General features: G+C 67.8%; 25 protein-coding genes and 2 pseudogenes. 17 read left to right on the plus strand and 10 right to left on the minus strand.

The window, feature by feature from the left end; all coding sequences use genetic code 11:
* Positions 1–13 precede the first annotated feature (13 nt).
* The 3 genes from A2G96_RS26800 to A2G96_RS26810 are packed head-to-tail and all read right to left on the minus strand — an operon-like array spanning position 14 to position 4,072.
* Complete coding sequence (locus tag A2G96_RS26800) at positions 14–1,486, minus strand: NAD-dependent succinate-semialdehyde dehydrogenase (protein WP_062803217.1); 1,473 nt, start codon at positions 1,484–1,486, stop codon at positions 14–16.
* 34 nt (positions 1,487–1,520) lie between these two features.
* Positions 1,521–3,068 carry a UxaA family hydrolase gene (locus tag A2G96_RS26805; RefSeq protein WP_174549328.1) on the minus strand — a complete coding sequence of 516 codons (1,548 nt, stop codon included), beginning with the start codon at positions 3,066–3,068 and terminating at the stop codon, positions 1,521–1,523.
* Entirely contained in the window at positions 3,068–4,072 is a 1,005-nt protein-coding gene (locus A2G96_RS26810) for a tripartite tricarboxylate transporter substrate binding protein (RefSeq protein WP_062803219.1), read from the minus strand. The genes A2G96_RS26805 and A2G96_RS26810 overlap by 1 nt, the downstream gene beginning before the upstream one ends.
* A 143-nt stretch (positions 4,073–4,215) precedes the next feature.
* On the opposite strand from A2G96_RS26810, the gene A2G96_RS26815 reads away from it, so the two are divergent.
* A complete protein-coding gene (locus A2G96_RS26815) occupies positions 4,216–5,151 on the plus strand; it encodes a LysR substrate-binding domain-containing protein (protein ID WP_062803220.1) in 936 nt (311 codons plus the stop codon).
* Here A2G96_RS26815 and A2G96_RS26820 read toward each other — a convergent pair.
* The gene (locus A2G96_RS26820; RefSeq protein ID WP_062803221.1) at positions 5,148–5,912 is read right to left on the minus strand and encodes a sulfite exporter TauE/SafE family protein; all 765 of its coding nucleotides are present in this window, start codon (positions 5,910–5,912) and stop codon (positions 5,148–5,150) included. The genes A2G96_RS26815 and A2G96_RS26820 overlap by 4 nt on opposite strands.
* Positions 5,913–6,321: 409 nt before the next feature.
* On the opposite strand from A2G96_RS26820, the gene A2G96_RS26825 reads away from it, so the two are divergent.
* From A2G96_RS26825 to A2G96_RS26860, 9 genes are all read left to right on the plus strand, one after another.
* Entirely contained in the window at positions 6,322–7,755 is a 1,434-nt protein-coding gene (locus tag A2G96_RS26825) for a cytochrome ubiquinol oxidase subunit I (RefSeq protein ID WP_062803222.1), read from the plus strand.
* A 4-nt stretch (positions 7,756–7,759) separates the two neighbouring features.
* The gene (gene cydB / locus A2G96_RS26830; protein ID WP_062803223.1) at positions 7,760–8,767 is read left to right on the plus strand and encodes a cytochrome d ubiquinol oxidase subunit II; all 1,008 of its coding nucleotides are present in this window, start codon (positions 7,760–7,762) and stop codon (positions 8,765–8,767) included.
* The gene (locus A2G96_RS32800; RefSeq protein ID WP_082819105.1) at positions 8,767–8,922 is read left to right on the plus strand and encodes a DUF2474 domain-containing protein; all 156 of its coding nucleotides are present in this window, start codon (positions 8,767–8,769) and stop codon (positions 8,920–8,922) included. The genes cydB and A2G96_RS32800 overlap by 1 nt, the downstream gene beginning before the upstream one ends.
* 222 nt (positions 8,923–9,144) lie before the next feature.
* Positions 9,145–11,211 carry a LamG-like jellyroll fold domain-containing protein gene (locus A2G96_RS26835; protein ID WP_062803224.1) on the plus strand — a complete coding sequence of 689 codons (2,067 nt, stop codon included), beginning with the start codon at positions 9,145–9,147 and terminating at the stop codon, positions 11,209–11,211.
* A gap of 100 nt (positions 11,212–11,311) precedes the next feature.
* The gene (locus tag A2G96_RS26840) at positions 11,312–11,545 is read left to right on the plus strand and encodes a hypothetical protein (RefSeq protein WP_062803225.1); all 234 of its coding nucleotides are present in this window, start codon (positions 11,312–11,314) and stop codon (positions 11,543–11,545) included.
* Positions 11,546–11,595: 50 nt separating this feature from the next.
* Complete coding sequence (locus tag A2G96_RS26845) at positions 11,596–13,752, plus strand: phosphocholine-specific phospholipase C (RefSeq protein ID WP_062803226.1); 2,157 nt, start codon at positions 11,596–11,598, stop codon at positions 13,750–13,752.
* A 157-nt stretch (positions 13,753–13,909) separates the two neighbouring features.
* Positions 13,910–14,797 carry a LysR substrate-binding domain-containing protein gene (locus tag A2G96_RS26850; protein WP_062804147.1) on the plus strand — a complete coding sequence of 296 codons (888 nt, stop codon included), beginning with the start codon at positions 13,910–13,912 and terminating at the stop codon, positions 14,795–14,797.
* An 89-nt stretch (positions 14,798–14,886) separates the two neighbouring features.
* Positions 14,887–15,906 carry a M14 family zinc carboxypeptidase gene (locus A2G96_RS26855; protein WP_062803227.1) on the plus strand — a complete coding sequence of 340 codons (1,020 nt, stop codon included), beginning with the start codon at positions 14,887–14,889 and terminating at the stop codon, positions 15,904–15,906.
* Complete coding sequence (locus tag A2G96_RS26860; protein WP_062803228.1) at positions 15,903–16,655, plus strand: alpha/beta fold hydrolase; 753 nt, start codon at positions 15,903–15,905, stop codon at positions 16,653–16,655. The genes A2G96_RS26855 and A2G96_RS26860 overlap by 4 nt, the downstream gene beginning before the upstream one ends.
* Here A2G96_RS26860 and A2G96_RS26865 read toward each other — a convergent pair.
* The 4 genes and pseudogenes from A2G96_RS26865 to A2G96_RS26880 form a co-directional block, all read right to left on the minus strand.
* A pseudogene (locus A2G96_RS26865) lies at positions 16,641–17,227 on the minus strand (TetR/AcrR family transcriptional regulator). The gene A2G96_RS26860 and the pseudogene A2G96_RS26865 overlap by 15 nt on opposite strands.
* A gap of 208 nt (positions 17,228–17,435) precedes the next feature.
* Positions 17,436–17,942, minus strand: coding sequence for a hypothetical protein (locus A2G96_RS26870; RefSeq protein ID WP_062803229.1), 507 nt, complete (start codon positions 17,940–17,942; stop codon positions 17,436–17,438).
* A 398-nt stretch (positions 17,943–18,340) separates the two neighbouring features.
* On the minus strand, positions 18,341–18,907 hold the full coding sequence (locus tag A2G96_RS26875) for a TetR/AcrR family transcriptional regulator (RefSeq protein WP_062803230.1): 567 nt from the start codon (positions 18,905–18,907) through the stop codon (positions 18,341–18,343).
* 271 nt (positions 18,908–19,178) lie between these two features.
* Positions 19,179–19,565 (minus strand): hypothetical protein, encoded by a 387-nt coding sequence (locus A2G96_RS26880; protein WP_062803231.1) that lies wholly within the window; start codon positions 19,563–19,565, stop codon positions 19,179–19,181.
* A 338-nt stretch (positions 19,566–19,903) separates the two neighbouring features.
* Here A2G96_RS26880 and A2G96_RS26885 point away from each other — a divergent pair.
* From A2G96_RS26885 to A2G96_RS26905, 5 genes and pseudogenes are all read left to right on the plus strand, one after another.
* Positions 19,904–20,831, plus strand: a pseudogene (locus A2G96_RS26885) (alpha/beta hydrolase).
* A gap of 150 nt (positions 20,832–20,981) precedes the next feature.
* Complete coding sequence (locus A2G96_RS26890) at positions 20,982–21,266, plus strand: hypothetical protein (protein WP_010812500.1); 285 nt, start codon at positions 20,982–20,984, stop codon at positions 21,264–21,266.
* A 122-nt stretch (positions 21,267–21,388) separates the two neighbouring features.
* Entirely contained in the window at positions 21,389–22,081 is a 693-nt protein-coding gene (locus A2G96_RS26895) for an alpha/beta hydrolase (protein ID WP_062803233.1), read from the plus strand.
* Between the two features lie 12 nt (positions 22,082–22,093).
* Positions 22,094–22,462 (plus strand): hypothetical protein, encoded by a 369-nt coding sequence (locus A2G96_RS26900; RefSeq protein ID WP_062803234.1) that lies wholly within the window; start codon positions 22,094–22,096, stop codon positions 22,460–22,462.
* 132 nt (positions 22,463–22,594) lie between these two features.
* Positions 22,595–22,786, plus strand: coding sequence for a hypothetical protein (locus tag A2G96_RS26905; RefSeq protein ID WP_062804148.1), 192 nt, complete (start codon positions 22,595–22,597; stop codon positions 22,784–22,786).
* Between the two features lie 94 nt (positions 22,787–22,880).
* Here A2G96_RS26905 and A2G96_RS26910 read toward each other — a convergent pair whose 3' ends face one another.
* Positions 22,881–24,008, minus strand: a complete 1,128-nt coding sequence (locus A2G96_RS26910; RefSeq protein ID WP_062803235.1) for an AGE family epimerase/isomerase — start codon at positions 24,006–24,008, stop codon at positions 22,881–22,883.
* A gap of 134 nt (positions 24,009–24,142) precedes the next feature.
* Between A2G96_RS26910 and A2G96_RS26915 the strand changes: the two genes are divergently transcribed.
* Positions 24,143–24,391, plus strand: coding sequence for a hypothetical protein (locus A2G96_RS26915; protein WP_062803236.1), 249 nt, complete (start codon positions 24,143–24,145; stop codon positions 24,389–24,391).
* A 240-nt stretch (positions 24,392–24,631) separates the two neighbouring features.
* Positions 24,632–24,910: a hypothetical protein gene (locus A2G96_RS26920; protein WP_062803237.1), complete on the plus strand. Its 279-nt coding sequence runs from the start codon at positions 24,632–24,634 to the stop codon at positions 24,908–24,910.
* Between the two features lie 33 nt (positions 24,911–24,943).
* On the opposite strand, the gene A2G96_RS26925 is transcribed toward A2G96_RS26920, so the two are convergent.
* Complete coding sequence (locus tag A2G96_RS26925) at positions 24,944–26,578, minus strand: acyl-CoA synthetase (protein ID WP_062803238.1); 1,635 nt, start codon at positions 26,576–26,578, stop codon at positions 24,944–24,946.
* Positions 26,579–26,752: the final 174 nt, after the last annotated feature.

The following is a 26,752-nucleotide window of genomic DNA, read 5'->3' on the forward strand; positions in this document are numbered from 1 at the left end:
TACGCCTGGCGCTTCAGCCGAGCTGGCCCTGGCAAAGGTACTTGGTATGCATGTAGTCGTCCAGCCCGTGGCGCGAGCCTTCGCGCCCGTAGCCGGATTCCTTGACGCCGCCGAACGGCGCCGCCTCGGCCGCGATCGCGCCTTCGTTGATGCCGACCATGCCGGTCTCCAGCGCCTGCGCCACGCGCCAGATGCGGCGGATGTCGTTGGAGTAGAAATAAGCGGCCAGGCCGAACGGGGTGTCGTTGGCGTCGCGGATCACCTCGGCTTCATCGCAGAAGCGGAAGATCGGCGCGACCGGGCCGAAGGTTTCTTCGCACGACAGTTCCATCGCCGGCGTGGCATCGACCAGCACCGTCGGCGCGTAGTAGTGCGGGCCGTCGGCGCTGCGCACGCGCTTGCCGCCGGTGACCACCCGCGCGCCCCTGGCGACTGCGTCCTCGACATGGCGCGCGATCTTGTCGACGGCGCGGGCATTGATCATCGGGCCGATCTGTGCGGCGTCCTCGGTGGCCGGGCCGACATGGAGCGCGCCCACGCGTCGTGCCAGGCGCTCGACGAAGTCGTCGTGCACCGTGTCATGTACATAGACCCGGTTCGGGCACACGCAGGTCTGCCCGCCGTTGCGGAACTTGGATGCCATCAGGCCATCGACCGCGGCATCCAGGTCGGCATCGTCGAAGACGATGAACGGCGCGTTGCCGCCCAGTTCCAGCGAGAGCTTCTTCAGCGTCGCCGCGGATTCGCGCGCCAGGTGCTTGCCGACCGGCGTGGAGCCGGTGAACGTGACCTTGCGCACGCGGCTGTCGGACAGCCAGGCATCGACCACGCCGGGCGTGTGCTCGCGCGACGCCGTGACGATATTGACGACGCCCGCTGGCATGCCGGCCTGTTGCGCCAGCCATGCCAGCGCCAGCGCAGTCAGCGGCGTGTCTTCGGCGGGCTTGGCCACCACCGTGCAGCCGGCTGCCAGCGCGGGCGCGATCTTGCGGGCGATCATCGCGAGCGGGAAGTTCCATGGCGTGATCGCCGCGACCACGCCTACCGGTTCCTTCAGCACCAGCAGCTTGCGGCCCGGCACGGCCTCGGCGACGATGTCGCCGCAGATGCGCGTCGCTTCCTCGGCAAACCATTCCACGTACGACGCGCCGTACTGCACCTCGCCGCGCGCTTCCTTCAGCGGCTTGCCCTGTTCGGTCGAGATGATGCGCGCCAGGTCTTCCTCGTGTTCGAGGATCAGCGCATGCCAGCGCTTGAGCAATTGCGCGCGTTCGCGCGCGGGGCGGCGGCTCCATGCCGGGAACGCCGCGGCGGCGGCGTCGACGGCAAGGCGCGCGTCGCCGGCATCGCTGTCGGCCACGTTGGCAAAGGCCTCCGCGGTGGCCGGGTCGGTCACGGCAAGGCGCGCGCCCAGGCCGGCATCGCGCCACTGGTCGTCGATCAGGTTCTGGCTGCGCAGCAGCATTGGCTCGGAAAGCGTCAGCATCGATGTGTATGCAAAGGGATTGGTGAAGCGCGGTTCAGCTGACGATGCCGAGATGCCACGGCACGAACTCGTTGTCGCCCAGGCCGAGCAATTCGCTCTTGGTCGGCTCGCCCGAGGCCGCGCGCAGGATATGGTCGAAGATCCGCTGGCCCATCTGCGGCACGCTCAGCTCGCCGTCGAGCACCAGGCCGCAGTTGATGTCCATGTCCTCTTCCAGCCGCTGGTACATCGCAGAATTCGATGCCAGCTTGAGCGTCGGCGCCGGCTTCGAGCCGAACATCGAGCCGCGCCCGGTGGTAAAGCAGATCAGGTTGGCGCCGCTGGCGATCTGGCCGGTGACGGCGACCGGGTCATAGCCGGGCGAGTCCATGAACACAAAGCCGGCCTGGTCGATCGGCTCGGCATACTCGTAGACCGCCTGCAGCGGCGTGGTGCCGCCCTTCATCGCCGAGCCCAGCGACTTCTCGAAGATATTGGCCAGGCCGCCCTGCTGATTGCCGTGGCCGACCACGCCATTGAACTGCGCGTTGTGGCCGGCGGTGTAGCGCTCCCACCAGGCGAGGCGGTCCAGCAGTTTCTGCCCGACTTCCGGCGTGACCGCGCGGCGCGTCAGCATGAATTCCACGCCGTGGATTTCCGGGGTCTCGGACAGGATCGCGGTGCCGCCATGGCGCACCAGGATATCCATCGCCGCGCCCAACGCCGGATTGGCGCTGATCCCGGAAAAACCATCCGAGCCGCCGCACTCGAGGCCGATCTTCAGATGGCTGGCGGGCACCGGCTGGCGCACCGCGGCGTTGGCCGCCGGCAGCATCGATTCGATCGCGCGGATGCCGGCCGCGATGGTGGCGCGCGTGCCGCCGGTATCCTGCATCACCAGCGTATGCACTGCGGGCCCTGGCTCCAGTCCTTGCGATGCCACCAGCGATCCGACCTGGTTACGCTCGCAGCCCAGCCCCACGATCAGCACGCCGGCGAGGTTGGGATGGCGCGCATAGCCCGCCAGCGTGCGGCGCAGCACGTCGAAATGCTCGCTCGGCGATGACATGCCGCAGCCGCTGGTCTGCGCAAAGGCGACCACGCCATCGACATTCGGATACCCGGCCAGCCGCTGCGGCGTGAAATGCGCCGCAATCTGTCGGATCACGGTGGACGAGCAGTTGACCGACGACAGGATGCCAATGAAGTTGCGCGTGCCGACGCGGCCATCCGCGCGCACAAAGCCGTTGAAGGTGGCGCGCTGCGCCTCGGGCACATAGTCGACCGGACGCACGTCCTGGCAGAAGGCCGGATCGCGGTAGAAGTCGACCAGCGTCAGGTTGTGCGCATGCACGTGGTCGCCCGGCGCGATATCGCGCGCGGCCACGCCGATGACGGTGTCGAACTTGCGCACCGGCGTGCCGGCCGCGATGGCGCAGGCCGCGATCTTGTGGCCGGCCGGCACCTGCGCGCGCACGCGCACCGCGGGGTCGGCCAGCTGCTGGCCCAGGCCGAGGTCGCTGCGCGCGACCAGCACGTTGTCGTTGGGATGCAACCGGATGACGGGATTGGAGTTCACTGGGTCTTGGGCTTGTCGGGCCATCAGCTTTGCTGCAGCAGTTCTTTCAGCTTGAGGCGCTGGATCAGCTGGGTTTCCTGTTCATAGACGCTGGCGACGTACTTCTTGTAGTCAGGCCCGTCCAGGTACATCACGGGCGCGTCCAGCCGAGCCGCGACCTGCCTGAACTCGTTGCTGGCGACCGCGGCGCGGAAGGCGTCGCGCAGCTTCTTTTCCACGGCGGGCGGCAGGCCCTTGGGCGCGCCGATGCCGTTGGGGGCTTCCACCACCACGTTGTAGCCCAGCTCCTTGAGCGTGGGCGTGTCCTTGAAGCGGGTCGCGCGCTGTTCGCCCCACGTTGCCAGCAGGCGCAGCTTGCCGGCTTCGACATGCGGCGCCCATGAGCTGGAATCGGCCAGCAGTTCCACCTGCCCGGCCAGCACGTCCTGCAGCGCGGCCGCGCCGCCCTTGTAGGCGATGGCATTGAACTGGATGCCCGCGGCCAGCGCGAACTGCTCCATGCCGACATGGGTGGCGCCGCCGATGCCGGCGTGCGCATAGGTGACCTTGCCCGGGCTGGCCTTGGCGGCGGCAACCACGTCCTGCAGCGTCTTGTAGCGCGAGTTGGCCGGCACCGCGATGCCGAAGGTCTGTCCCGAGGTGCGCGCGAGATAGGTCAGTTCGGTGCGCGGGTCCAGCTGCAGCATGCCGAGCTGCGCGAAGCGCGTGACCGAGATCGGGATCTGGCCGATGGTGTAGCCGTCGGGATTGGCACGTGCCAGCGCCTTGGTGCCGATCATGCCGGACGCGCCGGCGCGGTTCTCCACCACGATCGACTGCTTGAGAATGCCGCCGGCCACCTGGCACAGCGCGCGCATCGACTGGTCGGCGGTGCCGCCGACCGGCCACGGGCAGATAAAGGTGATGGGACGCTCGGGGTACTGCTCGGCCAGCGCGCGCGTGGCCGGCAACAGCACGCCGGCGGCACCCGCGGCGGCTCCGATGAGCAGGCGGCGGCGCTTGGCATCGATGGGGAATGATTGCGTCATTTGGGGGTGTCTCCGATGTTTTGATTATCGGCGCGGCCGGCGCTGCCAGCCTCGTCATGCCCGCATTCTGTCGGCGCAGGTCATAACAATCCAATCGCTAATTGGCATTGCTTCATAACCTTCTGGTTAGCTAGACTGCGGGCATGGTACAGATCGACCGCGCGCTGCGCTCCAATATCAAGCTGCGCCACCTGCAACTGCTGGTGGCGCTCGACGAGTTTCGCCATCTCGGGCGCACTGCGGAGTTCCTGTCGGTGAGCCAGCCGGCGGTGTCCAAGGTGCTGACCGAAGTCGAGAAAATGCTGGGGCTGACGTTGTTCACGCGCTCAACCCGCGGCACCGAGCCCACGCCCGCCGGTGAATCGCTGGTGCGCTTTGCGCGCTCGGTGCTGGCGCAATACGAGCAGACCCGCGACGAGATTGCGGCGGTACAGAGCGGCGCTTCCGGGCGCATCCGCGTGGGCTCGATGGGGGCCGCACTGCCGGTGCTGCTGGCGCAGGCGGTAAGCGCGCTCAAGCAGCGCCACGCGCACGCCACCGTGCTGGTGGAAGAAGGCGACCTGACCCACCTGCTGCCCAAGCTGCGCCTGCGCGAGCTCGACCTGATCGTGGGCCGGCTGGAGCCGGGCTATGCCGCACCGGACCTGCTGACCGAAGCGCTTTATGAAGAGCCGATGGTGGTCGTGGTGCGGCGCGGCCACAAGCTGGCACGCAAGGCCCGGGCCGGCTGGGCCGACCTCGCCGCGATGCCGTGCGTGCTGCCGCCGCCGTGGGCCTCGCTGCGGGTGAAGATCGAGCAAGCGTTCTTCCGCCACGGCCTGCACCCGCCGCAGGACGTGATCGAGACCTCCTCGTACCTGGCCCAGGCCACCTTCATCGAACAGCGCGACGCTGCCGCCTTCATGGCCGCATCGGTTGCCATGGCGATGCAGCAGGAAGGTCGGCTGCAGGTGCTGAAGATGGAAGTGCCGGTCGACCTGCCACCGGTGGGCATCATCACGTTGCGCGAACGTGCGCCGTCGATCGGCACCGACCAGCTGCTGGCGTGCCTGCGGCAGGCGGCCGCGGCGCAGCCCTAGCCCGCGCCGCGCGCCACCAGCACGGGCACCGAAGTCGCCAGCAGCGCCACGCCGGATACGGTCAGCAGCGTCAGCACGATCTTGCGGAAGGTGGCCTCGCTGATGCCCAGGTAAAGCCGCGTGCCCAGCAGCGTGGGCACCAGCATTGCCGGCGCCACCACCAGGAACATCGGCAGCATCTCGCGCGTGACGATGCCCTTGCCGACATAGGCGGCCATGGTCATGGCCAGCGTGGCGAGATTGAAGTTCTGGATCACGGCGCGCTGCTCGTCCTTGTCGAAGCCGCGCAGCGTGCACCACAGCGTGGGAATCACGCCGGTAAAGCCGCCGATGCCGCCCATCACGCCGCCGGCGGCGCCGGCCATGCCGTCGGCCACGCGCCCGCCCACGCCGATATGCGGCAGCCGCGGAGCCATCAGCATCACCGGGCACCACAGTGTCAGGAACGCGCCCAGCACCGCCTTGAACCACTGCGCGTCGAGCAGCGGCAGCACCGCCACGCCCAGCGGGATGCCGGCCACGCCGCCGGCGACGAACGGCCACAGGCGCCGCCACGACAGGCCGCGCCGCACCGACGCGGCCGCCAGCAACTGGCCGGTGAGCGCGCCGAATACCGTCATCGCCGCGGCCAGCCGCGGTTCGATGGCCCAGGCCCAGAACGACATCGCCACCATGCCGAAGGCAAATCCAGACAGGCCCTGGACGAAGCCGGCCACGGCGGCGCCGGCAATGACGATCAGCAAGGTGGAATCGAAGGACACGAGGAAGGACGCGAGAGACGGACGATGCAGGGCGCATAACTATGCACTTCCCTGCCCTCGTTGTCAGCCTTCGGCGCTGCTGCGTCGCGCAAATCTGATACGGTGTTTTTGCCCGGACTTGATTCTGTTCTACCTGCCGTGGGTCCGCTACGATCTGCGCATCGGCTATGGCCTGCGCGGCGCAACGACGGCCGCGCGTACCAGCAGGTGCGGCGATATGTCGCCCGGCTGGCACCGGGCATGACGCTGCCCTTTGCGGCGCGCGCGGCGTACACTACGCTTACCGCACGCGCCTGCGCCCCCGCGCCCCCGGCGCGCTTCTGCCTGCGTGTCGAACTGCCAAAGACTCTTCAAGGCAGTCCGCACCCGTCCAGGGCACGCGCCAGGCCAGCGCCACGGAGAACACGATATGTTTGGTTTGACCGCGCTCGACCTCGCCCGCATCCAGTTTGGCTTCACCATTTCCTTCCACATCGTCTTTCCCGCCATCACCATTGGCCTTGCCGCCTACCTGGCGGTGCTCGAGGCCTGCTGGCTGCGCACGCAGCGGCCGCTGTACCGCGATCTCTACCACTTCTGGTCCAAGATCTTTGCCGTCAACTTCGGCATGGGGGTGGTGTCGGGGCTGGTGATGGCCTACCAGTTCGGCACCAACTGGAGCTTTTTCTCCGAGTTTGCGGGCAGCATCACCGGTCCGCTGCTGACCTATGAAGTGCTGACCGCCTTCTTCCTGGAAGCGGGCTTCCTGGGCGTGATGCTGTTCGGCTGGAACCGGGTCGGCCCCGGGCTGCATTTCTTTTCCACGGTGATGGTGGCGCTGGGCACGCTGATCTCGGCGACGTGGATCCTGGCGTCGAACAGCTGGATGCAGACGCCGGCGGGCTTCGAAATCATCGACGGCCGCGTGGTGCCCACCAACTGGTTCGAGGTCATCTTCAATCCGTCGTTCCCGTATCGGCTGGCGCATATGAGCGTGGCGGCGTTCCTGGCCACGGCGCTGTTTGTCGGCGCGTCCGCGGCCTGGCACCTGCTGCGCGGGCGCGACAATCCCGCCATCCGCAAGATGCTGTCGATGGCGATGTGGATGCTGCTGATCGTGGCGCCGATCCAGGCGGTGATCGGCGACTTCCACGGCCTCAATACGCTCAAGCACCAGCCCGCCAAGATCGCCGCGCTGGAGGGGCATTGGGAGAACAAGGGCAACGAGGCCCTGCCGCTGCTGCTGTTCGGCTGGCCCGACATGGAGCGCGAGGAAACCCGCTTTGCGGTCGAAGTGCCGCACCTGGGCAGCCTGATCCTGACGCACAGCTGGGACGGGCAGATCCAGGGCCTGAAGGAGTTCCCGCCGGAGGACCGGCCCAATGCGACGATCCTGTTCTGGTCGTTCCGGGTGATGGTCGGCCTGGGGCTGCTGATGATCCTGCTGGGCGTGTGGAGCCTGATATTGCGGCGCCGCGACCGTATCTACCGCGTCCGTCCGTTCCTGCATATGGCGCTGTGGATGGGACCGGCCGGCGTGATCGCCATCCTGGCCGGCTGGTACACCACCGAGATCGGGCGCCAGCCGTGGGTGGTGTACGGGCTGCAGCGCACCGCGGACGCAGTCTCGCCGCACGGCGTGCCGGAACTGGCGACCACGCTGGCGATCTTCGTGGTTGCGTATTGCTTCGTGTTCGGCGTCGGCATCGCCTACATGATGCGGCTGGTGCGCAAGGGGCCGCTGCTCGAAGAGCCCAAGCCCCATGGCGGCCCTGGCCGCGAGCATACGCCGGCGCGACCCCTGTCGGCCGTGGATGACGATGAAGTGCTCGCCCCCACCCCCACCGCACGCACCCGGAGCTGACATCATGGGCATCGATCTCTCGCTTCTCTGGATCGTCATCATCTTCTTCGGCGTGATGATGTACGTGGTGATGGACGGCTTCGACCTGGGCATCGGCATGCTGTACCCGTTCGTGCCTGACCGGCATGACCGCGACGTGATGATGAACACCGTCGCGCCGGTCTGGGACGGCAACGAGACCTGGCTGGTGCTGGGCGGCGCCGGGCTGCTGGCGGCATTCCCGCTGGCGTATTCGGTGGTGCTGAGCGCGCTCTACCTGCCGCTGATGCTGATGCTGCTGGGCCTGATCTTCCGTGGCGTGGCGTTCGAGTTCCGCTTCAAGGCCAATGACCGCGAACGCCCGGTGTGGGACGCCGCCTTCATCCTCGGCTCGGCCACCGCCACCTTTTTCCAGGGCGTGGCGCTGGGCGCCTATATCGATGGCATCAAGCTGGAAGGCCACCGCTTTGCCGGCGGCCCGCTGGACTGGCTGGCGCCGTTTCCGCTGTTCTGCGGCGTGGGGCTGATCGTGGCCTACGCCGTGCTGGGCAGCACCTGGCTGATCATGAAGACCGAGGGCGACCTGCAGCAGCGCATGATCCGCCTGACCGGCACGCTGGCATGGCTGCTGCTGGCGGTGATCGCCGTGATCAGCCTGTGGACGCCGCTGACCCATCCGGAGATTGCGCAGCGCTGGTTCAGCCTGCCCAACCTGTTCTGGTTCTCGCCTGTGCCGATCCTGGTGGCGCTGTGCATGTTCATGCTGATGCGCGCGCTGCGCCGCGAGCCCGATATCTCGCCCTTCCTGTATGCGCTGGGACTTGTGTTCCTGGGCTACAGCGGCCTGGCGATCAGCGTCTGGCCCAATATCATCCCGCCCGGGATCTCGATCTGGGAGGCCGCCGGGCCGCCGCAAAGCCAGGGCTTTGCGCTGGTGGGCGCGCTCTTCATCGTTCCCTTCATCCTGATGTACACGGTGTGGGCGTACTACGTGTTCCGCGGCAAGGTCCGCCACGGCGAGGGCTATCACTGATGGGCGCGCCGCACGCAGACAGCGGCACCCGCACCGGCACCTGGCTGCGCCGCGTCGGCTGGCTGGTGCTGATCTGGACCGCGAGCGTGGCGGCGCTGGGCGTGGCCGCGTGGGTGCTGCGGCTGATCATGCGGGGCGTAGGCTTCCACAGCTGACGCCCCACCCGGGCACCAATTCCGGCCGAACCCACTCTCTGCCTCGGCCGCGACTCCCCCCGGCCCTCAAGAATCCGAATAGCCCCATCAGCATTCTTTGCCCCGCTGTCACCACGGTGACAACCCCGCTTCTTACTCTGCGAGCGCATTGCGGCACACGCAATCCGCCGCGCGGCCATCGCCGCGGGCGCACAACAACGCAGATGATCAGGGGAATGAACGATGGCAGGGAACCTTGCACGGGGCTGGCCGGCTGGCTGGTTGTCGGGGACGGCGCGCGCGCGTGCGCTGGCCGGCACCGTGGCCTTCATGCTGGCCGCGACGCTGGCCGGCTGCGGCGGCGACGACAGCGCACCGACCGGAGCGCCTAGCGATACCGACACCAGCAAGCCCGCGCCGGAGCCTGATCGCGCCAGCGGCCCGCGCGTGCTGCTGGTCGGCGTCGACGGCGCCACCTATGCGCAGGTGCAAGGCGCAGTATTGCGGCGCGAGCTGCCCAACCTGGCCAGCCTGAACCTGGTGCCGGCCGCCACCGGCGGCATGCCCGGCACCATCACCGCCCAGCCCACGCTCGACGCGCCCAGCTGGGCCACGGTGCTGACCGGCACCTGGGCCAACCGCCATGGCATCGACGACGACACCGGCAGCACCGCGCTGCGCGCGCCGACTGTGTTCCACTACCTGCGCGCAGCCGGCAAGGCCGGCGGGCAGCAAGGCGCCGTGGTCAGTGCGCCGGTACTGCCGGTGCTGCTCAAGACCGACCAGGAAGCCGGCGTGCTCGATACGCTGGTCGATTGCGCGGGCGTCGACCGCTGCGTCACGCAGAATGCCGTGCGCCAGGTGCAGTCCGGCTATGGCGTGGTGTTCGCGCAGTACAGCGCCCCGGCGCGGGCCGCGCAAGCCAGCGGCTTCGGCAACGGCGTCTATGCCGCCGCGCTCGGCGAGACCGACCAGGCGCTGGGCGAACTGCTGGCCGCCGTGGCCGCGCGCCGCCAGGCGCAGCCGGGCGAGGACTGGCTGGTGCTGGTCACCACCAGCCACGGCCTGGATGCCACCGGCGCCACCACCACGGTACCGACGGTGGAGAACCGCACCGCCTTCCTCGCCACCAACAAGACCCTGAACGGCGCGCTGGCCAGGCCCGGCGCCGCGGCCCCCGACACCCCGGCGGACCTGTCCGCGCTGCCGACCGAGGCCGATATCGTGCCGACCGTGCTGGCCCACGCCGGCGTCGCGCTCGACCCCGCGGCAACGCGCCTCGACGGCTCCGCGCTGACCACCGCCACCGCCGGCGTGCGCGCCATCGGCGCCAGCATCAGCCAGTACAACGACGCCATCACGCTGACCTGGCAGAACCCGAGCCCGGCTTACGGCGTCACGCGCGTGCTGCGTGACGGCGTGCAGATCGCCGCGCTGGGACCCGAGGTGCGGACCTTCACCGACAAGGGCTTCGACATGGCCACGGGCCTGTACCAGTTCAACTACACGCTGGTGCGCAACGACGTGCCGGTGTCGTACCTGGCGCAGATCCACTACGTCAAACCCGTGACGCTGATGCCGTCGCTGCTGACCGGCCTGGCGTCGTATTTCAGCCTCGACAGCAAGCCGTTCGCCGACGCGAAGAACGCGGCCACGCTGGGCCCGTGGGTGGCAAGCGTTGACGGCGGCACGCTCGCGGCCGACAACTTCGGCGGCCAGTCGCTGCAGCTGGACTCGCGCATCGACAGCTACCAACTGAAGCACAACGCTGCCGATATCGCGCAAAGCCCGCAGTTCACCATCGGCCTCTGGTTCCGCACCGACTGCACCCAGGGCACCGGCACCGGCGAACCGATCCTGTCGAACAAGAACTACATTTCGGGCGGCAATCCCGGCATCGCCATCGCCCTGTTCGGCAGCTGCGAGATCCGCTTCAACCTGGGCAGCGGCAGCGGCAAGCGCGACGACATCAATGGCATGAAGGTCTCGGCCAACCAGTGGGCCTACCTGGCGCTGTCGGTCGACGCGGCGGCGAAGCGCTTCAGCGCCTACGTCGTCGACCCGGTGCTCGGCCTGCAGAAGACCGAGAACAAGGCGATCGCCAATACCGACGTGACCAGGCTTGCCGGCCTCGGCACCGGCTGGGGCGTCAACGACGACGCCACCCACAACTACGTCGGCAACAACCCCGGCGCGCTCAAGGGCGTGATGGGCCTGAACGACCTGGCGATGTGGACGCGCGTGCTGACGCTCGACGAGCTGAAAGCCATCACCGGCGCACGCCAGCCGCTGTCGACGCTGAACCCCTGAATTCCCAGAATCCGGCGGCGCACCCGTTTCGCGACGGAACCGGTGCCCGGCCGGGCTTCACCCTCCCCGCACCCCGATCCCCCTGCAGGAGATTGAAACCATGACCTTCCGACCTTCCTCCCTGGCCCGGCCGCACTGGCTGGCCGCCCTGCTGCTGAGCGCGGCGCTCGCCGGCTGCGGCGGCGACTCCGGCGAGGGCACCAGCGGCAACCCGGCCGCGGCGCCGACCACGCCCGGCGCGCCCGGCACCGGCGGCAACCCCGGCCAGGGGAACGGCAGCGACCGGCCCGGCGAGACCCCGGCGGTCAAGCCGCAGCTGCGCTGCGCGCCCTGAAGCCGGCCCGGCCTGTCACCCCTCCCCGCAACCATCCGGCACCGAATCCCATGAACCCCCAAAGCAGACGCAACTTCCTCAAGCTCGCCGGCGGCAGCGCCGCCGCCACCGCCGCGCTGGCAGCCTTCCCGCCGTCGATCCGCCGCGCGCTGGCGATTCCGGCCAACAACGCCACCGGCACCATCCGCGACGTCGAGCACGTGGTCATCCTGATGCAGGAGAACCGTTCATTCGACAACTACTTCGGCACCCTGCGCGGCGTGCGCGGCTTTGGCGACCGCTTCCCGATTCCGCTGGCGGGCGGCCTGAACGTCTGGCAGCAGACCTATACCAACGGCAGCACCACCCGCACCGTGCTGCCCTACCACCTCGACAGCAGCGCCGGCAATGCGCAGCGCGTCAGCGGCACCCCGCACTCGTATCCGGACGCGCAGAACGCCTGGGACCTGGGCCGCATGAACAAGTGGCCCACCTACAAGCAGACCCAGTCGATGGGCTTCTACACCGAGGCCGAGCTGGATTTCCAGGTGGCGCTGGCCAATGCCTTCACGCTGTGCGACGCCTACCACTGCAGCTTCCATGGCGGCACCAATCCCAACCGATTGTTCCACTGGACCGGCACCAACGATCCGGCCGGCGCCTTCGGCGGCCCGGTGATCGACAACAGCGGCGACTCGTTTACCGGGTCGAACACGCCCTATACCTGGAAGACCTACCCGGAGCGGCTGGAAACCGCCGGCGTGAGCTGGAAGGTCTACCAGAACATGCCGGACAACTTCACCGACAACCCGCTCGCGGGTTTCAAGCAATACCGCGACGCCAATGCCTCGCGCGGCAACCAGGCCAACGGCAGCCCCTATCCGCCGTACACCAGCGCCGACGACGCGGTCAGCCCGCTGCTCAAGGGCGTGGCCAACACCATGCCCGACGGCGGCTTCCTGCAGGCGCTGCGCGACGATATCGCCGCGGGCAAGCTGCCGCAGGTGTCGTGGATCGTGGCGCCGGCCACGTACTCGGAGCACCCCGGGCCGTCCAGCCCGGTGCAGGGCGCCTGGTACACGCAGGAGGTGCTCGATGCGCTGACTGCGAATCCCGCGGTCTGGAGCAAGACCGTGCTGCTGATCAACTTCGACGAGAACGACGGCTATTTCGACCACCTGCCGCCGCCGTGCGCGCCGGCCTATGACGGCGACACGCTCGCCGGTGCCACCACGCTCGACCCGGAACAGCTCAAGCCGGAATACCACGTCGACAAGCGTCCCTACGGCCCCGGCCCGCGCGTGCCGATGTACGTGGTGTCGCCCTGGAGCCGCGGCGGCTGGGTCAACTCGCAGGTGTTCGACCACACCTCGGTGCTGCGCTTCCTGGAAGCGCGCTTTGGCGTGGCGGAACCCAATATCAGCGGCTTCCGCCGCGCGGTGGCGGGCGACCTGACCTCGGCCTTCAACTTCGTCAGCCCCAACACCAACCCGCTGCCGGAACTGCCCAGCCGCGACAAGGCCAGCGCCGACGCCATCCGCACCGCGCAGGGCGTACTGCCGCAGGTGCCGCTGCCTCCGGCCGGCAGCCAGCAGATGCCGCAGCAGGACCCCGGCACGCGCCCGTCGCGCGCGCTGCCCTATGAACTGCACGTCAGCGCGCGCGAAGACGCCCGCGACCGGCGCGCGGTGTGGCTGCTGTTCAGCAACACCGGCACGGCGGCGGCGGTGTTCCACGTCTATGACCGGCTGCACCTGGACCGCGTGCCGCGCCGCTATATGGTCGAGCCGGGCAAGGAGCTGCATGGCAGCTGGGACGTTTTTGCCAGCGACGGCGGCAAGTACGACCTGTGGGTGCTGGGCCCGAACGGCTTCCACCGCGCCTTCCGCGGCGACGTGGCGGCGGTGATCGCGGCCGGCGCCAGCGCGCCGGAGATCCGCGTCTGCTATGACATCGCCAACGCCGCGGTGTACGTCGACATGATCAATACCGGCAGCGCCCCCTGCACCTTCACGGTCGAGGCCAACGCCTACCGCACCGACGGCCCGTGGACCTACGAAGTGCCCGCCGGCATGCAGCTGCAGCAGCACTGGCCGGTGGCGCGCCAGGGCAACTGGTACGACTTCACCGTCACCACCGCGCAAGGCGGCTTTACGCGCCGCTTCGCCGGCCGCATCGAAACCGGCAAGGACGGCGTGTCCGACCCGGCGATGGGCGCAGCCGGCTGACGCAACCCGTCGACCCGGCACAACGCCAAGCCCCGCCCCGGCCGGTCCCAAGCGGACCGGCCCGGGCGGGCGTAGCCGTTTTGTCATATTGGGCCGCTAGACTGCGCGGTCGTCCGGCCCGGTCCGGACCCCTCCCCCAAACTCCGCGCGGATGACCATGCTAGGCGACCTGCTGATGACCTTTTTCGAAGTGGCGCGCCAGGGCAGCATCACCATGGCGGCGCGGCAGCTGCGCGTGAGCCAGCCCACGGTCACGGGACGCATCCGCCAGCTGGAGGAAACCTACGGCGTGGAGCTGTTCCATCGCCGCGCCAGCCGCGTCGACCTGAGCGATGTGGGCGTGGCCCTGATGCCGGTGGTCGAGCAACTGATGCAGCAGGAAGGCAATGCCGACTACCTGCTGCGCAACGCGGGCAACCTGCGCTTCGGCAACCTGCGCATCGGCGCCACCGGGCCGTATTACATCCTGCGCGCGGTGGCGGCGTTCCGGCAGCGCTATCCGGCGATCGACGTGAGCCTGGATATCGGCAACTCGCAGCAGATGCTCGAAGCGCTGTTCGAGTACCGCATCGACGCGGCGGTGTCCTCGCACCCGGTGGACGATGACCGCCTGGCCTGCATCCGGCTGGCGAGCGACCCGATGGTGCTGGTGGTCCATCCCGACCATGCGCTGGCACGGCTGGCGCAGATCGACCTGCCGCAGTTGCGCGGCTGTCACCTGCTGGTGCGCGAGCACGGCTCGATGACACGCAAGACGATCGAAACCGCGCTGGCTGCGTGCGGACTGGAGCTGCCGCCGCACACCGTGATCGGCAGCCGCGAGGCGATCTACGAGGCGATCCGCCAGGGCCTGGGCGCCAGCGTGGTGCCGCTGGGCGAGGTGCCGCGCGACCCGCTGCTGCGCGTGGTGCCGTTTGCTTCGGGCGCGCCGGTGCTGCACGAATACCTGTATTGCCTGCAGAGCCGGCGGCAGACGCGCTTGGTCGGCGCCTTCTTGGATTGCGTCGCGGGGGATGCAGCGGCGCTCACCGCCCAAGCTGCCTGACACGGCGGTTTTTATCTTGGGAGCCCGCTGCATGCCAGCCGCACCACGCCTGGTCCCGTTCAATCCCGTGGCCGCCACCCGGTGAGCCCATGCACCCGCGCGCCGACTTCCCGGAATATGACCAGTTGCTGACCTTGCTGGATACCGGCAGCCACGTGCTCGAGACCCAGGTGGTATGCGAGACCACCGTGCAGGGCCACCGCTTTGGCGTCCATGTCGCCACGCTCGGCAGCCGCGACCCGGGCGCGCCTGCGATCGGCATCTTCGGCGGCATCCACGGGCTGGAGCGCATCGGCACGCAGCTGGTGCTGGATTACCTGCGCTCGGTGCTGTCGCGCCTGGCCTGGGACGAACTGCTGCACCGCGAGCTGCAATCGGTGCGGCTGGTGTTCATGCCGATCGTCAACCCCGGCGGCATGTGGGCCGGCACGCGCGCCAACCCCAACGGCGTCGACCTGATGCGCAACGGCCCGCAGGACGCCGACGCGCGCGTGCCCTTCCTGGCCGGCGGCCAGCGCATCGGCGCCTGGCTGCCGTGGTACCGCGGCGCGGCCGGCGCGCCGATGGAGGCCGAAAGCAGCGCCCTGCTGTGCGTGGTCAGGCAGGAACTGCTGCCGCGCCCGCTCAGCTTTGCGGTGGACTGCCATTCCGGCTACGGCTGGCGCGACAGCATCTGGTTTCCGTACGCGCGCACGCGCCGGCCGATGCCGCACCTGGCCGAGATGTACCTGCTCAAGACCCTGTTCGAGCAGGCCCACCCGCACCATGGCTATACCTTCGAGCCGCAGAGCCACCAGTACCTGCTGCACGGCGACCTGTGGGACCATGCCTATGACCTGGCCCCGCGCGGCAACCTGTTCCTGCCGATGACGCTGGAGCTGGGCTCGTGGCTGTGGATCAAGAAAAATCCGCGCCAGCTGTTCTCGCGCGAGGGCATCTTCAACCCGATCAAGGCGCACCGCACCGCGCGCGTGCTGCGCCGGCACGTCAGCCTGTTCGACTTTCTCGGCCGCGTCGCCTTTGCCTCGGACCGCTGGCTGCCGCGCGGCGCGCAGCGCGACGAGCTGCTGCAGCAGGCAAGCGCGCACTGGCACACGGAGGCGCCATGAGCCGATGGGTATTCTTGCGGGGACTGACGCGCGAATCGCGCCACTGGGGAACGCTGCCGGCGCGCTGGGAAGCAGCCGGGCTGGGACGCCCGCTGTTGCCTGACCTGCCCGGCAACGGCGCGCTGTCGGCGCAGCCCGCGCCGTGGCGCGTGCGCGACATGGTAACGGCGGTGCGGCGCCAGCTGACTGCCTCCGGCATGCCCGGGCCGTACCGCGTGCTGGCCATGTCGCTGGGGGCGATGGCGGCGACCGAGTGGGCCAGTACATATCCGGAAGAAGTGAGCGGCCTGGTGCTGGTCAACACCAGCATGCGGCCTTTCTGCACGCCGGCGCAGCGCCTGCGTCCGCGCAACTGGGGCAGGCTGCTGCGCGTGGCGCAGCGCTGGGGGGATCGCGCGTATTGCGAGCGGTCCATCCACGCCATCACTTGCGCGCGCACCGACACGCAGGCCGCCGACCTTGCGCAGTGGCAGGCCATCGCGGCGGACGCACCGGTCAGCCGGCAGGCCGCGCTGGCGCAATTGCTGGCCGCCGCGCGCTACTGCGCGCCCGCGGAGCCGCCGCGCTGTCCGGTATTGCTGCTAGCCTCGGCGGCAGACCGCCTGGTCAACCCGGCCTGTTCGGCGCGCATTGCGCAGGCCTGGAACGTGCCCTTGCTGACGCACCACTGGGCCGGCCATGACCTGCCGCACGACGACCCGCAATGGGTATGCGATGCCGTCGCACGCGCCGGATCACGCTTCGGCTAGTGCTTCTTCTACCGGCATGGCGCTGGCCAGCAGCGCCGCGGCGGCATCGACGCGTCCCACGTACCGAACAGCCGCGCGCTGATCAGCCCGTTCTGCAGCGCGCCGAATACCACCTGCGCCAGCTGTTGCGGCGGCAGCGAGAACGGCGCCGCGCCCCGGGCGGCAGCCTGTTCGAGCAGGCGCGCCAGCCATTCCTCGTTAAGGCGGGTGAAGTCCTGCATCGCGGCGCGCACGGTATCAGGCATGGCCAGCACGTCGGCCGACAGCATGCCCACCACGCAGGCCTGGTCGGTGCAGGCGCCGTCGCGCAGTGGCTGCAGGTACTGCCGCGCCTGCTCTGCGCACGGCAGGCTGGTATCGATGGCTTGCAGCCGCGCCCGCTTGCGCGCGCTGTATTCGCGCACGGCTTCGAGCACCAGGTCGTCCTTGGACGGGAAGTAATAGTGGATGCTCGAGGTCTTGACGCCGACCAGTTCGGCCAGGTCGCGGTAGCTGAAGCCGTTGAACCCCCTGCGGCGTATCAGCACCAGCGCGTGTTCGACCAGTTGCTCGCGTACGGTTGGGGTATTCATGGCATCGACTCCTCGGCTTGCCGCCGGGACATTCAGGCCGGCAGCGTTTGTGCGATCAGCGTGATGAGGGACCCGCTTGCGAGGCAAAGCCCTACCCATCCGCCCAGGATCAGCGCAGTGTCACGCCAACGCATGATCAACTCCTGAAGCGGGGCCGCACCATGGCGGCCCGGTTGTTGTCGGTGGCCGGCGCCGGGCCGGCCGGTTTTCAGGCGATGGCGCCGTCGGTGTAGGGATCGACCTTGCCCACGCGCGCCCCGTCGGTGTACGGGTCAAAGCTGCGGGCCGGCTCGGCCGACACGCCGCTGCGGTCCAGGCCGGCTACCGTGCGGGCGCCGTCGGTGTACGGATCGGGCTTGCCCACGCGGGCGCCATCGGTGAACGGATCGGCCTTGCCGCTGCGGTAGTTGTAGCCGTAGCTGTCGGCCGGCACCGTGGCCGCGATCGTGCGCGCGCCGTCGGTGTACGGGTCGGGCTTGCCGACGCGTGCGCCTTCGGTGAACGGATCGAACTTGCCGCTGCGCGCGCCCTCCGTGAACGGATCGAACTTGCCGGTGCGGGCACCGTCGGTAAAGGCATCGGCGTTGCCGACGCGATAGCTGTAGCCGTACTTGTCGCCGGCATTGGCGTTCACGCTGGCGGCATGCGCCACGCCGCCGACGAGCGCGGCAGCAAGGGTGGCGGCGGTGATCAGGGTCTTGGCGGTCTTGGTCATGATGGGCTCCTGGGGTGCGATGGTTCGGGATCGCGTCAAATTCGGTATCAGTGGCTGTTGCAGTCCTTCTTCCGATTCCGCATCTATCAGTAGATAGATAACCGGTTTCAAAAAAATGACCGCTTCCGGTCGTGCAATGGGACCGCCGTATGCCGCCTGGTCTTGCTTGTTGGTGGCGGTGCAGCGCTTCCATGGACTTGATACTATCTACTACTAGGTAGAGAGTCAAGGAAAAACATTTCTATCGATCCGATAGTGATTCTCCATGACGCGTTAAACCGTTGTTTCTGAAGCGATTTTCCGCAACCGGCCGGCCTTGCGGCAGGCAAATAAAAAAACCGCCATGCGGCTCACGCCACATGACGGCTTCAGACGCGCCACTGCAATCGCGCGCAAACTCAACCGGATACGGCAGCCATCAGCGTGTCGGCGGCCGCTTCAACGCGGTCCGAGGTGCCGAACAGGCGTGCCGCGATCAGCCCGCTCTGCAGCGAGCCGAATACCACCTGCGCCAGCCGCGCCGGCGGCACCGGGAACGGCGTGCTGCGATGCGGCTGGGCTCGCTCCAGCAGCCCGGCCAGCCACTGCTCGTTCAGCAGGAAGAAGCCCTGCAGCATCTTGTGCACGGATTCGGGCAGGCACAGCGTCTCGGTCGACAGCATGCCGCACAGGCAGATCTGGTCCGAGCCACAGCTGGCGCGGAATGGCGCCAGGTAGATCGCGGCCTGCTCGGTGACCGGCAAGGTCGTATCGATGGCGTTGATGCGCTCGGCCAGCCGGGCGCTGTATTCCTTCACCGCTTCCTGGACCAGGTCTTCCTTGGTCGGAAAGTAATAGTGGATGCTGGAGGTCTTCACGCCCACCAACTCCGCCAGGTCGCGGTAGCTGAAGCCGTTGAAGCCGCGCCGCCGGATCAGGATCAGGGTGTGCTCGAGCAACTGCTCGCGTACGGATTGGGTTTTCATGCAAGCAGTTTATCTACGCGAAGATAGACGCTCAAGTTGAAATGCCCCAAGGCTGGGGTAATTCCCTAGCCTCGGGGCACAGTGCACTACATGGGCGTTAGCCAGGCAGGACCTGCGCGGCGAAGGTAATCATCGAGCCACTCGTCACGCAAAGTACCAGCCATCCGCCAAGCAACAGGATGCTGTCACGCAAACTCATGATGGACTCCATCGGATGGCGGCCACGGACCGCCATCGTAAGTGTTGGGCCGCCGGCCGGTGCCGGCAGCAATCAGGCCAGGGCGCCGTCGGTATAGGGGTCAACCTTGCCGACGCGCGCACCGTCGGTGTACGGGTCGAAGCTGCGGGCCGGCTCGGCCGAGACGCCGGTGCGGTCCAGGCCCGCCACGGTGCGGAAGCCATCCGTGTACGGGTCGGTCTTGCCGACGCGTGCGCCCTCGGTGAACGGATCGAACTTGCCGCTGCGCGCGCCTTCCGTGAACGGGTCGAACTTGCCGGTGCGGGCACCGTCGGTAAACGCATCGGCGTTGCCGACGCGGTAGCTGTAGCCGTACTTGTCGCCGGCGTTGGCGTTCACGCTGGCGGCCTGCGCCGCTCCGCCGACGAGCGCGGCGGCAAGGGTGGCGGCGGTGATCAGGGTCTTGGCGGTCTTGGTCATGATGGGCTCCTGGGGTGCGATCGTCGGGATCGCGTGAAATTCGTTGTCGGTGGCGATTCGGCAGGTCGCTTTCCAGACTCGCATCTACTAGTAGATAGATTGCCGGGCCTGAAAAAATGACCGCTCAGGTCATGCAATGGAATCGCCACATTTTTCCGTGCCTTCTTGCTTTGGTTGGCAGTGCAGCGGTGCCATGGACTGAATGCTATCTACTGATAGGTAGATAGTCAAGGAAAAAGATTTCTATCGAAGGGATAGCGCCCCGGACCCGCCCGGGAAAAGCGCTTCTGCATGAACAATTCTTCACTTGCGGTGCCTGGCCTGCTAGCCTGAAGCAAATGAATCCGGACCCCCGCCCCCCTTCTCAAACCGCGCGGCATCGCTGGCTGGCTGCGGCAGCAGGCATGGCCGTGGCGGCCGGGGTCGCGCGGCATCTGCTGTTTCGTGCGCTGGAGCGCAAAGCGTTTGTCACGCCAACGGATGAGACAAGTCTCGCGGAACCCCCTGACAATTCCACCCCCATGGTGCGGCACGCCACCTTCGCCAGCGGCGACCGCATCCTCCATGCGGCCTTCATGCCGGTGCCAGACCCCGAGGCACCGGCCCTGATGGTGTGCCATGGCGACAACGAATGCCTCCCCGACTGGGCGCCGGTGCAGGCCATGCTGGCCGATGCGGGCATCGCATCCTATGTGTTCGACTACAGCGGCTATGGGCGCAGCACCGGGCGGCCCAGCGTGCGCCGGCTGCGGCAGGATGCGCGGATTGCCTATGGACAGTTCATCGCCGCCACGCCGCAATCGAAACGGCGCGTGGTGCTGGGACATTCGCTGGGATCGGGCATCCTGCTCGATGTGGCGCGGCGTTTCGAACCACAGCCCGATGGCTATGTGATAGCCGCGGGCTTCAGCTCGGCGCGGCTGGCCGCGGTGCAGACCGGTCGCATTCCCGCATGGGCTGCCTGGCTGCTGCCGGATCCGTGGAACAACGCAGCGCGTGCGAGCAAGCTGGAGCGGCCGCTGCTGGTGGTGCACAGCCGTGACGACGTTGTCATCGTGCCGCCCCATGCGGAACGCGTGGCAAGCGCCGCCAGGCATCTGCATGCGCTGGTCATGCACGAGGCCATGCCGCACGATGCGGCCCTGTTGCCCGAGCATATCGACACCTTCTGGCCGCCGATCCTGCGCTTCATGCAGGCACAGTCAACCGGCCCCGAGGCACCATCGCAAGCAAGCGCGTGATGCCGGACACGTCATGGCCAATTAATCTAACGTAGAGTCCCGCAAGCGGCAATCATCCTTGTGGGCGAGGCGCCACGGCCAAGTGCCCGAGGGACGCTTTCGCGATTTCTTGTCTATATTGGTCCTCATGGCGAAAGCCCGCAAACTCGCTGTTGACAGCACTGGAGGTACTGCCATGCGTTGGCTTGCAAACTTGTTCAGTCCGCCGACCCCGGAAAAAATCGCCGAAAGGGAACTGCAAGACATGAGGCTGACGCTATTCCAGGCCGAACGGCGCTTGCTCGAGGCACAGATGCAGGTCGCCTACTACCGCGACATGGTGGCGTTTCTCGAAGATGTCGCGGCCAAGGGCGTCGAAGACGTGGTCGACAAGCGCCGCGCCACACCGCCCGCCATGCCCGAGCTGCCGGCGCGCACGCCGGGCCTGACCACGGTGCCGATCGTTCCGTCCGCAGCCTGAAGCGGACCCCCACGCCCCGGTACGTGCCCGGGCATGCGGGCAAGGCAGGCCCGGACCTGTGCGATACTCGCGCTGCCTGACGCCCCCGTGGCGCAGGCAGACCACCCACAGGAACCGGCCCCATGAGCGAACTGCTGCCCGCGATCGAAATTGAAACTGCGCCCAATCCGGGCTGCGCCGTCATCTGGATGCACGGACTCGGCGCCGATGGCAGCGACTTCGCCCCGGTTGTGCCCGAGTTGCGGCTGCCGGCCACACCCGGCGTGCGCTTTATCTTCCCGCATGCGCCGTCGATACCGGTGACCTGCAATGGTGGCTATGTCATGCCGGCATGGTATGACATCGTTTCCCTCGACCAGGCAGGCCGCCGCGCCGACGAGGCCGGCATCCGCGCATCCTGCGAGGCCATCCGCGCGCTGATCGCACGAGAAAATGCGCGCGGCATCCCGAGCGGGCGCATCGTGCTGGCCGGCTTCTCGCAAGGCGGCGCGATCGCCTACACCGCCGGACTGACCCACGCGGAGCCGCTTGCCGGCATCGTTGCGCTGTCCACCTACATCCCCGCACCCGCGACGCTCGCTGCCGAGGCCAACCCGGCCAACGCCGCCACGCCGGTGTTCGCGGCCCATGGCACGCAGGACGACGTGGTGCCGTTGGCGCTTGGCGTGGCCGCACGCGATTTCGTGCAGGCGCGGCCGAATCCGGTGACGTGGCACACCTATCCGATGGGCCATGCGGTCTGCCTGGAAGAGATTGCCGATATCGGCGCCTGGCTGGCTTCGCGCTTTGCGCAGGCCGGCGCCGCGCCCGCCTGATTTCCCCCGGACATGACCCTCGCCCCACCCCGCCGCATCGATTTCAATACCCGCAAGGCATTGCTGTTCGCGCTGGCCGCGGAACGCCTGTCGGCCTACTACGAACACCGCAAGTGGATGACCGACGCCCAGGGCGCCACGCTGGCCGGTGAATGGCTGTCGCGCTCGAAGCTGCAGTTGCCGCTGTCGGAACGGCGCCTGCTGTCCGAACTGAGCGACCAGTTTGCGCGGCAGCTCGCCGAGACCCTGTCGCGCGAAGCCGGCCTCTATGCCGCGCATGAAATGATGGAAGCGCTCGACCCGAACTACCAGTCGGCGTTCGCCTACGACATGCTCGAGGAATGCGAGCGGCTGCTGCACGAGCACGGCGTCACGGAATAAGCACGACGCCCACAAAGCCCGCAGAGCCCGCAGAGCAACTGCGTTTGCAAAGGTTGACAATCGCCCGGCGTACGCGCGCTTAAACTTCGCGCACCGATGATGCCCCACAACGCCGCCCCACTGTCCGCCACCATGGAACGCAAGCACTGCCTGGCCTGGATTGCGCTAAGCATGATCGCAGCAGCCTTGCTGACGCTGCTGTGCCTGATCCTGAACGACCACGCCGAAACCCAGGCGCAGAAGCGCGTCGAGCAAATGGCTGTCCGCATCAAGCCGGCAGGCGCGCTCCAGCCCGCAACTTCAGAACGACGACCAGGTAGTTAAGAAGGATTTCGATGCAGGCCGGAGCGCGGGCTTGAGTGTAGACGCGCGCTCTGCCGACAACTGCAAAGAATTGACAACGCCCGGCTCCGTGCGGTCATGCCACCGGTGCGGGCCATTGCAGCGCTGCCGCCGCAGCCAGCGCCTGGTAAGACGTCGCCAGGTGGTAGGGCGAGGTCGAAGGCATCTCCGCACGCACCACGTCGCCGGTCGGCGCCAGGCACTCGTGCCAGCCTTGCGCAGACAGGAAACGGTCGCGGAACTGCGCGGCCCAGTCAGCCAGCGTGGCCAGCGACTGCACCGAGCCTTCCACTGCCAGCGCGCGCGCGAACTCGGTCTGCGCCCAGATGCGCTCGGTGCCGTCGATCCGTGCGCCGCCCGCCTCCAGCGCCGCGCAGACGCCCAGCGTGCCCGCCGCCACGCCGTGCTGCTGCGCGAACGCGAAAGCGCGGCGCAGGGCATCCGACAGCGGCAGATCGCCAAACAGCGCCGGCCTGCCGGCCACCAGCGAAAACCATTCGAACTGGTGCCCCGGTTCGATGCGGTTGTCCGCGCTGCCTTGCGGCAGCTCCGCCACGCAGCCGCTGGCGGGATCGACAAAACGCTCGTGCACCGCCATCGCAATCTCGCGCAGCCGTTCCGCATACCACTCGTCGCCGGTGGCATCCAGCGCGGCGAGGTAGGCCTCGGTCAGGTGCATGACCGGGTTCTGCAGCACGCCCGCGCCCTTGGGCCGGAAATGCTCGGTCAGCGCGGCGTGGTACAGGCCCTGGCCGTCGGCGAAGCGGTCTTCGACGATATCGACGGTTTCATCGAGCACCTCCAGCGCATCCTCGTTGCCGAAGCGCGCGTAATACACGGCGCAGGCGAAGATCACGAAGGCATGGGTGTAGAGGTCGCGAGTGCTGTCGAGCGGCGCGCCGGCCGGGTCGACGCTGTAGATCCACGCGCCCTCGCCATTGCCGAAATACGCCTGCAGCGAGCCAAACAGCGTATCGGCGTGCGCCTGCTGCCCTGCCAGCGAGAACACGTACAGCTGGCGCGCGCACGCCATGGCGCGATAGCGCGCCGGCGGCAGCGGCGCGGCGCTGCCACCGTCGAGCGCTTCATAGGGCAGCAACAGGTCGGGATTCCAGCCGGAGGCGGTCCACAGCGGCAGCACGACGGTGTCGTAATGCGCCGTCAGGGCGGCGATCCGTTGGTTGAGCTCGGGCGAAAGAGGCATGTTCAGGCGACAAGATCCGGCGCGGCAGTTGCCGCAAAGGCCGTATCTTGCCATGGCGCGCCCGTAATGCCTCATGGCATTTGCGGCGCACACTTGCTAGCATCAATGCGCCTACCTGCGAACGGGAGACACCCATGTCGACTTTGCCTCTCACGCTGACCGACAATCACCGCACCCTGGTGCTCCATGTCCTCGAGGACGGAGCGGGCCAGTTCACCTGGCGCATCGTCATGGAAGAACGCTGCGGCGCCGCCGACGAGGACTGCACGGTCGCGGCACCGGACACCTACCGGTCCTATGCGGAAGCTGAAGCCGCATGCTGGGCCGCCGGCAACGGCATCCTGAACGGCCCGCGCGCCGCAGGCGAACTGCGCATCACCTGACACCCGCAAAATTTCGCGATTCACTTGCACTACGCGCCGCGTGACCTAGTCTGGAAGCGTGGCAGTGGCAACGCGGGCGATGCATTGCCCGCGATTCTTCATTCCGGCCACGTCCCGGGCACGCGCTGCTGCCCGGTGCGCTTTTCTGCCACCTGCCTGTCATCTTCCTGGCCTTTACTGACCTGGTCGCCATGCCGCCCCAAGAAACGGGTACGGTGGCCAAGGCCGCAGGAGCATGCAATGGACAAGCCGGTCGTCACGCCCCAGCGCTTCGTTGAACTGATGAACGAACGCCTCACCAAGCACCCGCTGTTCCGCGAGGGCATGCGGGTCTACGCCATTCCGCAGCACAGCGATCATCCGCGCAGCCTGGTCTGCGTAGGACCGCGCGGCACCGAATGCGTATGCGCCACCATCGAAAGCATCGTGCGCGGCGAGTGCGAGGTCTTCCCCGACATCGGCCCGGACTGGCATCAACCGCCCAGGACCGCAACGCCGCCCGAGGTGCGGGCGCGCTGAACGAATGCGGCGCCGCATGGCGCCGCTTGCATTTCAGACGTCGATGGCCGAATCCGACTTCACCTTGCGGCGCAGCTCGAATTTCTGAATCTTGCCGGTCGAGGTCTTGGGCAACGGTCCGAAGTAGACCGCCTTGGGCACCTTGAAGCCCGCCAGCAGCGTGCGGCAATGCGCGATCAGTTCTTCGGCGCTGACGCTGGCACCGTCCTTCAGTTCGACAAAGGCGCACGGCGTCTCGCCCCACTTAGCATCGGGCTGCGCCACCACCGCCGCGGCCAGCACCGCAGGATGCCGGTAGAGCGCGTCTTCCACTTCCACGCTCGAGATGTTCTCGCCGCCGGAAATGATGATGTCCTTGCTGCGGTCTTTGATCTTGATGTAGCCGTCGGGCATGCACACGCCCAGGTCGCCGGTATGGAACCAGCCGCCGGCGAAGGCTTCGCGCGTGGCCTTCTCGTTCTTCAGGTAGCCCTTCATGCAGATGTTGCCGCGGAACATGATCTCGCCGATGGTCTCGCCGTCGGCCGGCACCGGCTGCATCGAATCGGGGTCGAGCACGGCCACTTGCGACTGCAGGTGATAGCGCACGCCCTGGCGCGCCTTCTTGACCGCGCGGTCCTGCTCGGACAGCGTGCTCCAGTCGTCCTGCTCGGCGCAAACCGCGGCCGGGCCATAGACCTCGGTCAGGCCGTAGACGTGGGTCAGCTCGAAGCCCATCGCCTCCATCTGCGCCAGCACCGCGGCCGGCGGCGGCGCGCCGGCCACCATGCCGCGCACCGGCCCGCGCACGCCTTCGCGCCACGCAGCGGGCGCATTGACCAGCGCGGTATGCACGATCGGCGCGGCGCAGTAGTGGGTCACGCCCTCGTCGCGCATCAGGTCGAACACCAGCTTGGGCTCGAACTTGCGCAGGCACACGTTGACGCCCGCGCGCGCCGCCACCGTCCACGGGAAACACCAGCCGTTGCAGTGGAACATCGGCAGCGTCCACAGGTAGACCGGGTGCTTGGGCAGGTCCCACTCAAGGATGTTCGAGACGGCATTGATGGCCGCGCCGCGGTGATGGTAGACCACGCCCTTGGGATCGCCGGTGGTACCCGACGTGTAGTTCAGCGCGATCGCATCCCACTCGTCGGCGGGCAGTTGCCAGGCATACGCGGGGTCGCCGCCGGCGAGGAAGGCTTCGTAATCGGTATCGCCGAACGGTTCCGCCTGCGGACCCAGCGCGTCGTGCACGGCAATCACCTTCAGCCCGGGGAGTTCCAGCGCCATCTGCCGCGCCACGTCGGCAAACTCGGTATCGGCCAGCAGCACGCGCGCCTCGCCGTGGCGCAGCATGAACAGCAGGTTGGCGGCGTCGAGGCGGATATTCAGCGCATTGAGCACGGCACCGGCCATCGGCACGCCGAAATGCGCTTCCACCATCGCCGGCGTATTGGGCAGCAGCGCGGCCACGGTATCGCCCTTGCCGACGCCGGCGCTTGCCAGCGCGCTGGCCAGGCGCCGCGCGCGCGCATAGGTGTCGCGCCAGTTCTGGCGCAGCGGGCCGTGCACGATGGCCAGGCGATCGCCATACACCTCGGCGGCGCGGACCAGGAAATCAATGGGGGTCAGCGGCACGAAATTGGCCGCGTTGCGGGCCAGGCCGCTGTCGAAATCGGTTGGCATTGCTGTTGTCTCCGCCTTATCGGGTCATTCGGGCGCTGTCATTCGGGCGCCTTATGGCGCTGTCACTTTTTCCGGCACAAGGCTATCATCGCACACACCGGCGCACTGTCGTCGAGACGACAAACCTGCCGCAAACCCGCGCCAGGCAAGGCTTACACGATTCTTACAGGATGC

It is taken from the genome of Cupriavidus nantongensis, assembly GCF_001598055.1.
Lineage (GTDB): Bacteria > Pseudomonadota > Gammaproteobacteria > Burkholderiales > Burkholderiaceae > Cupriavidus > Cupriavidus nantongensis.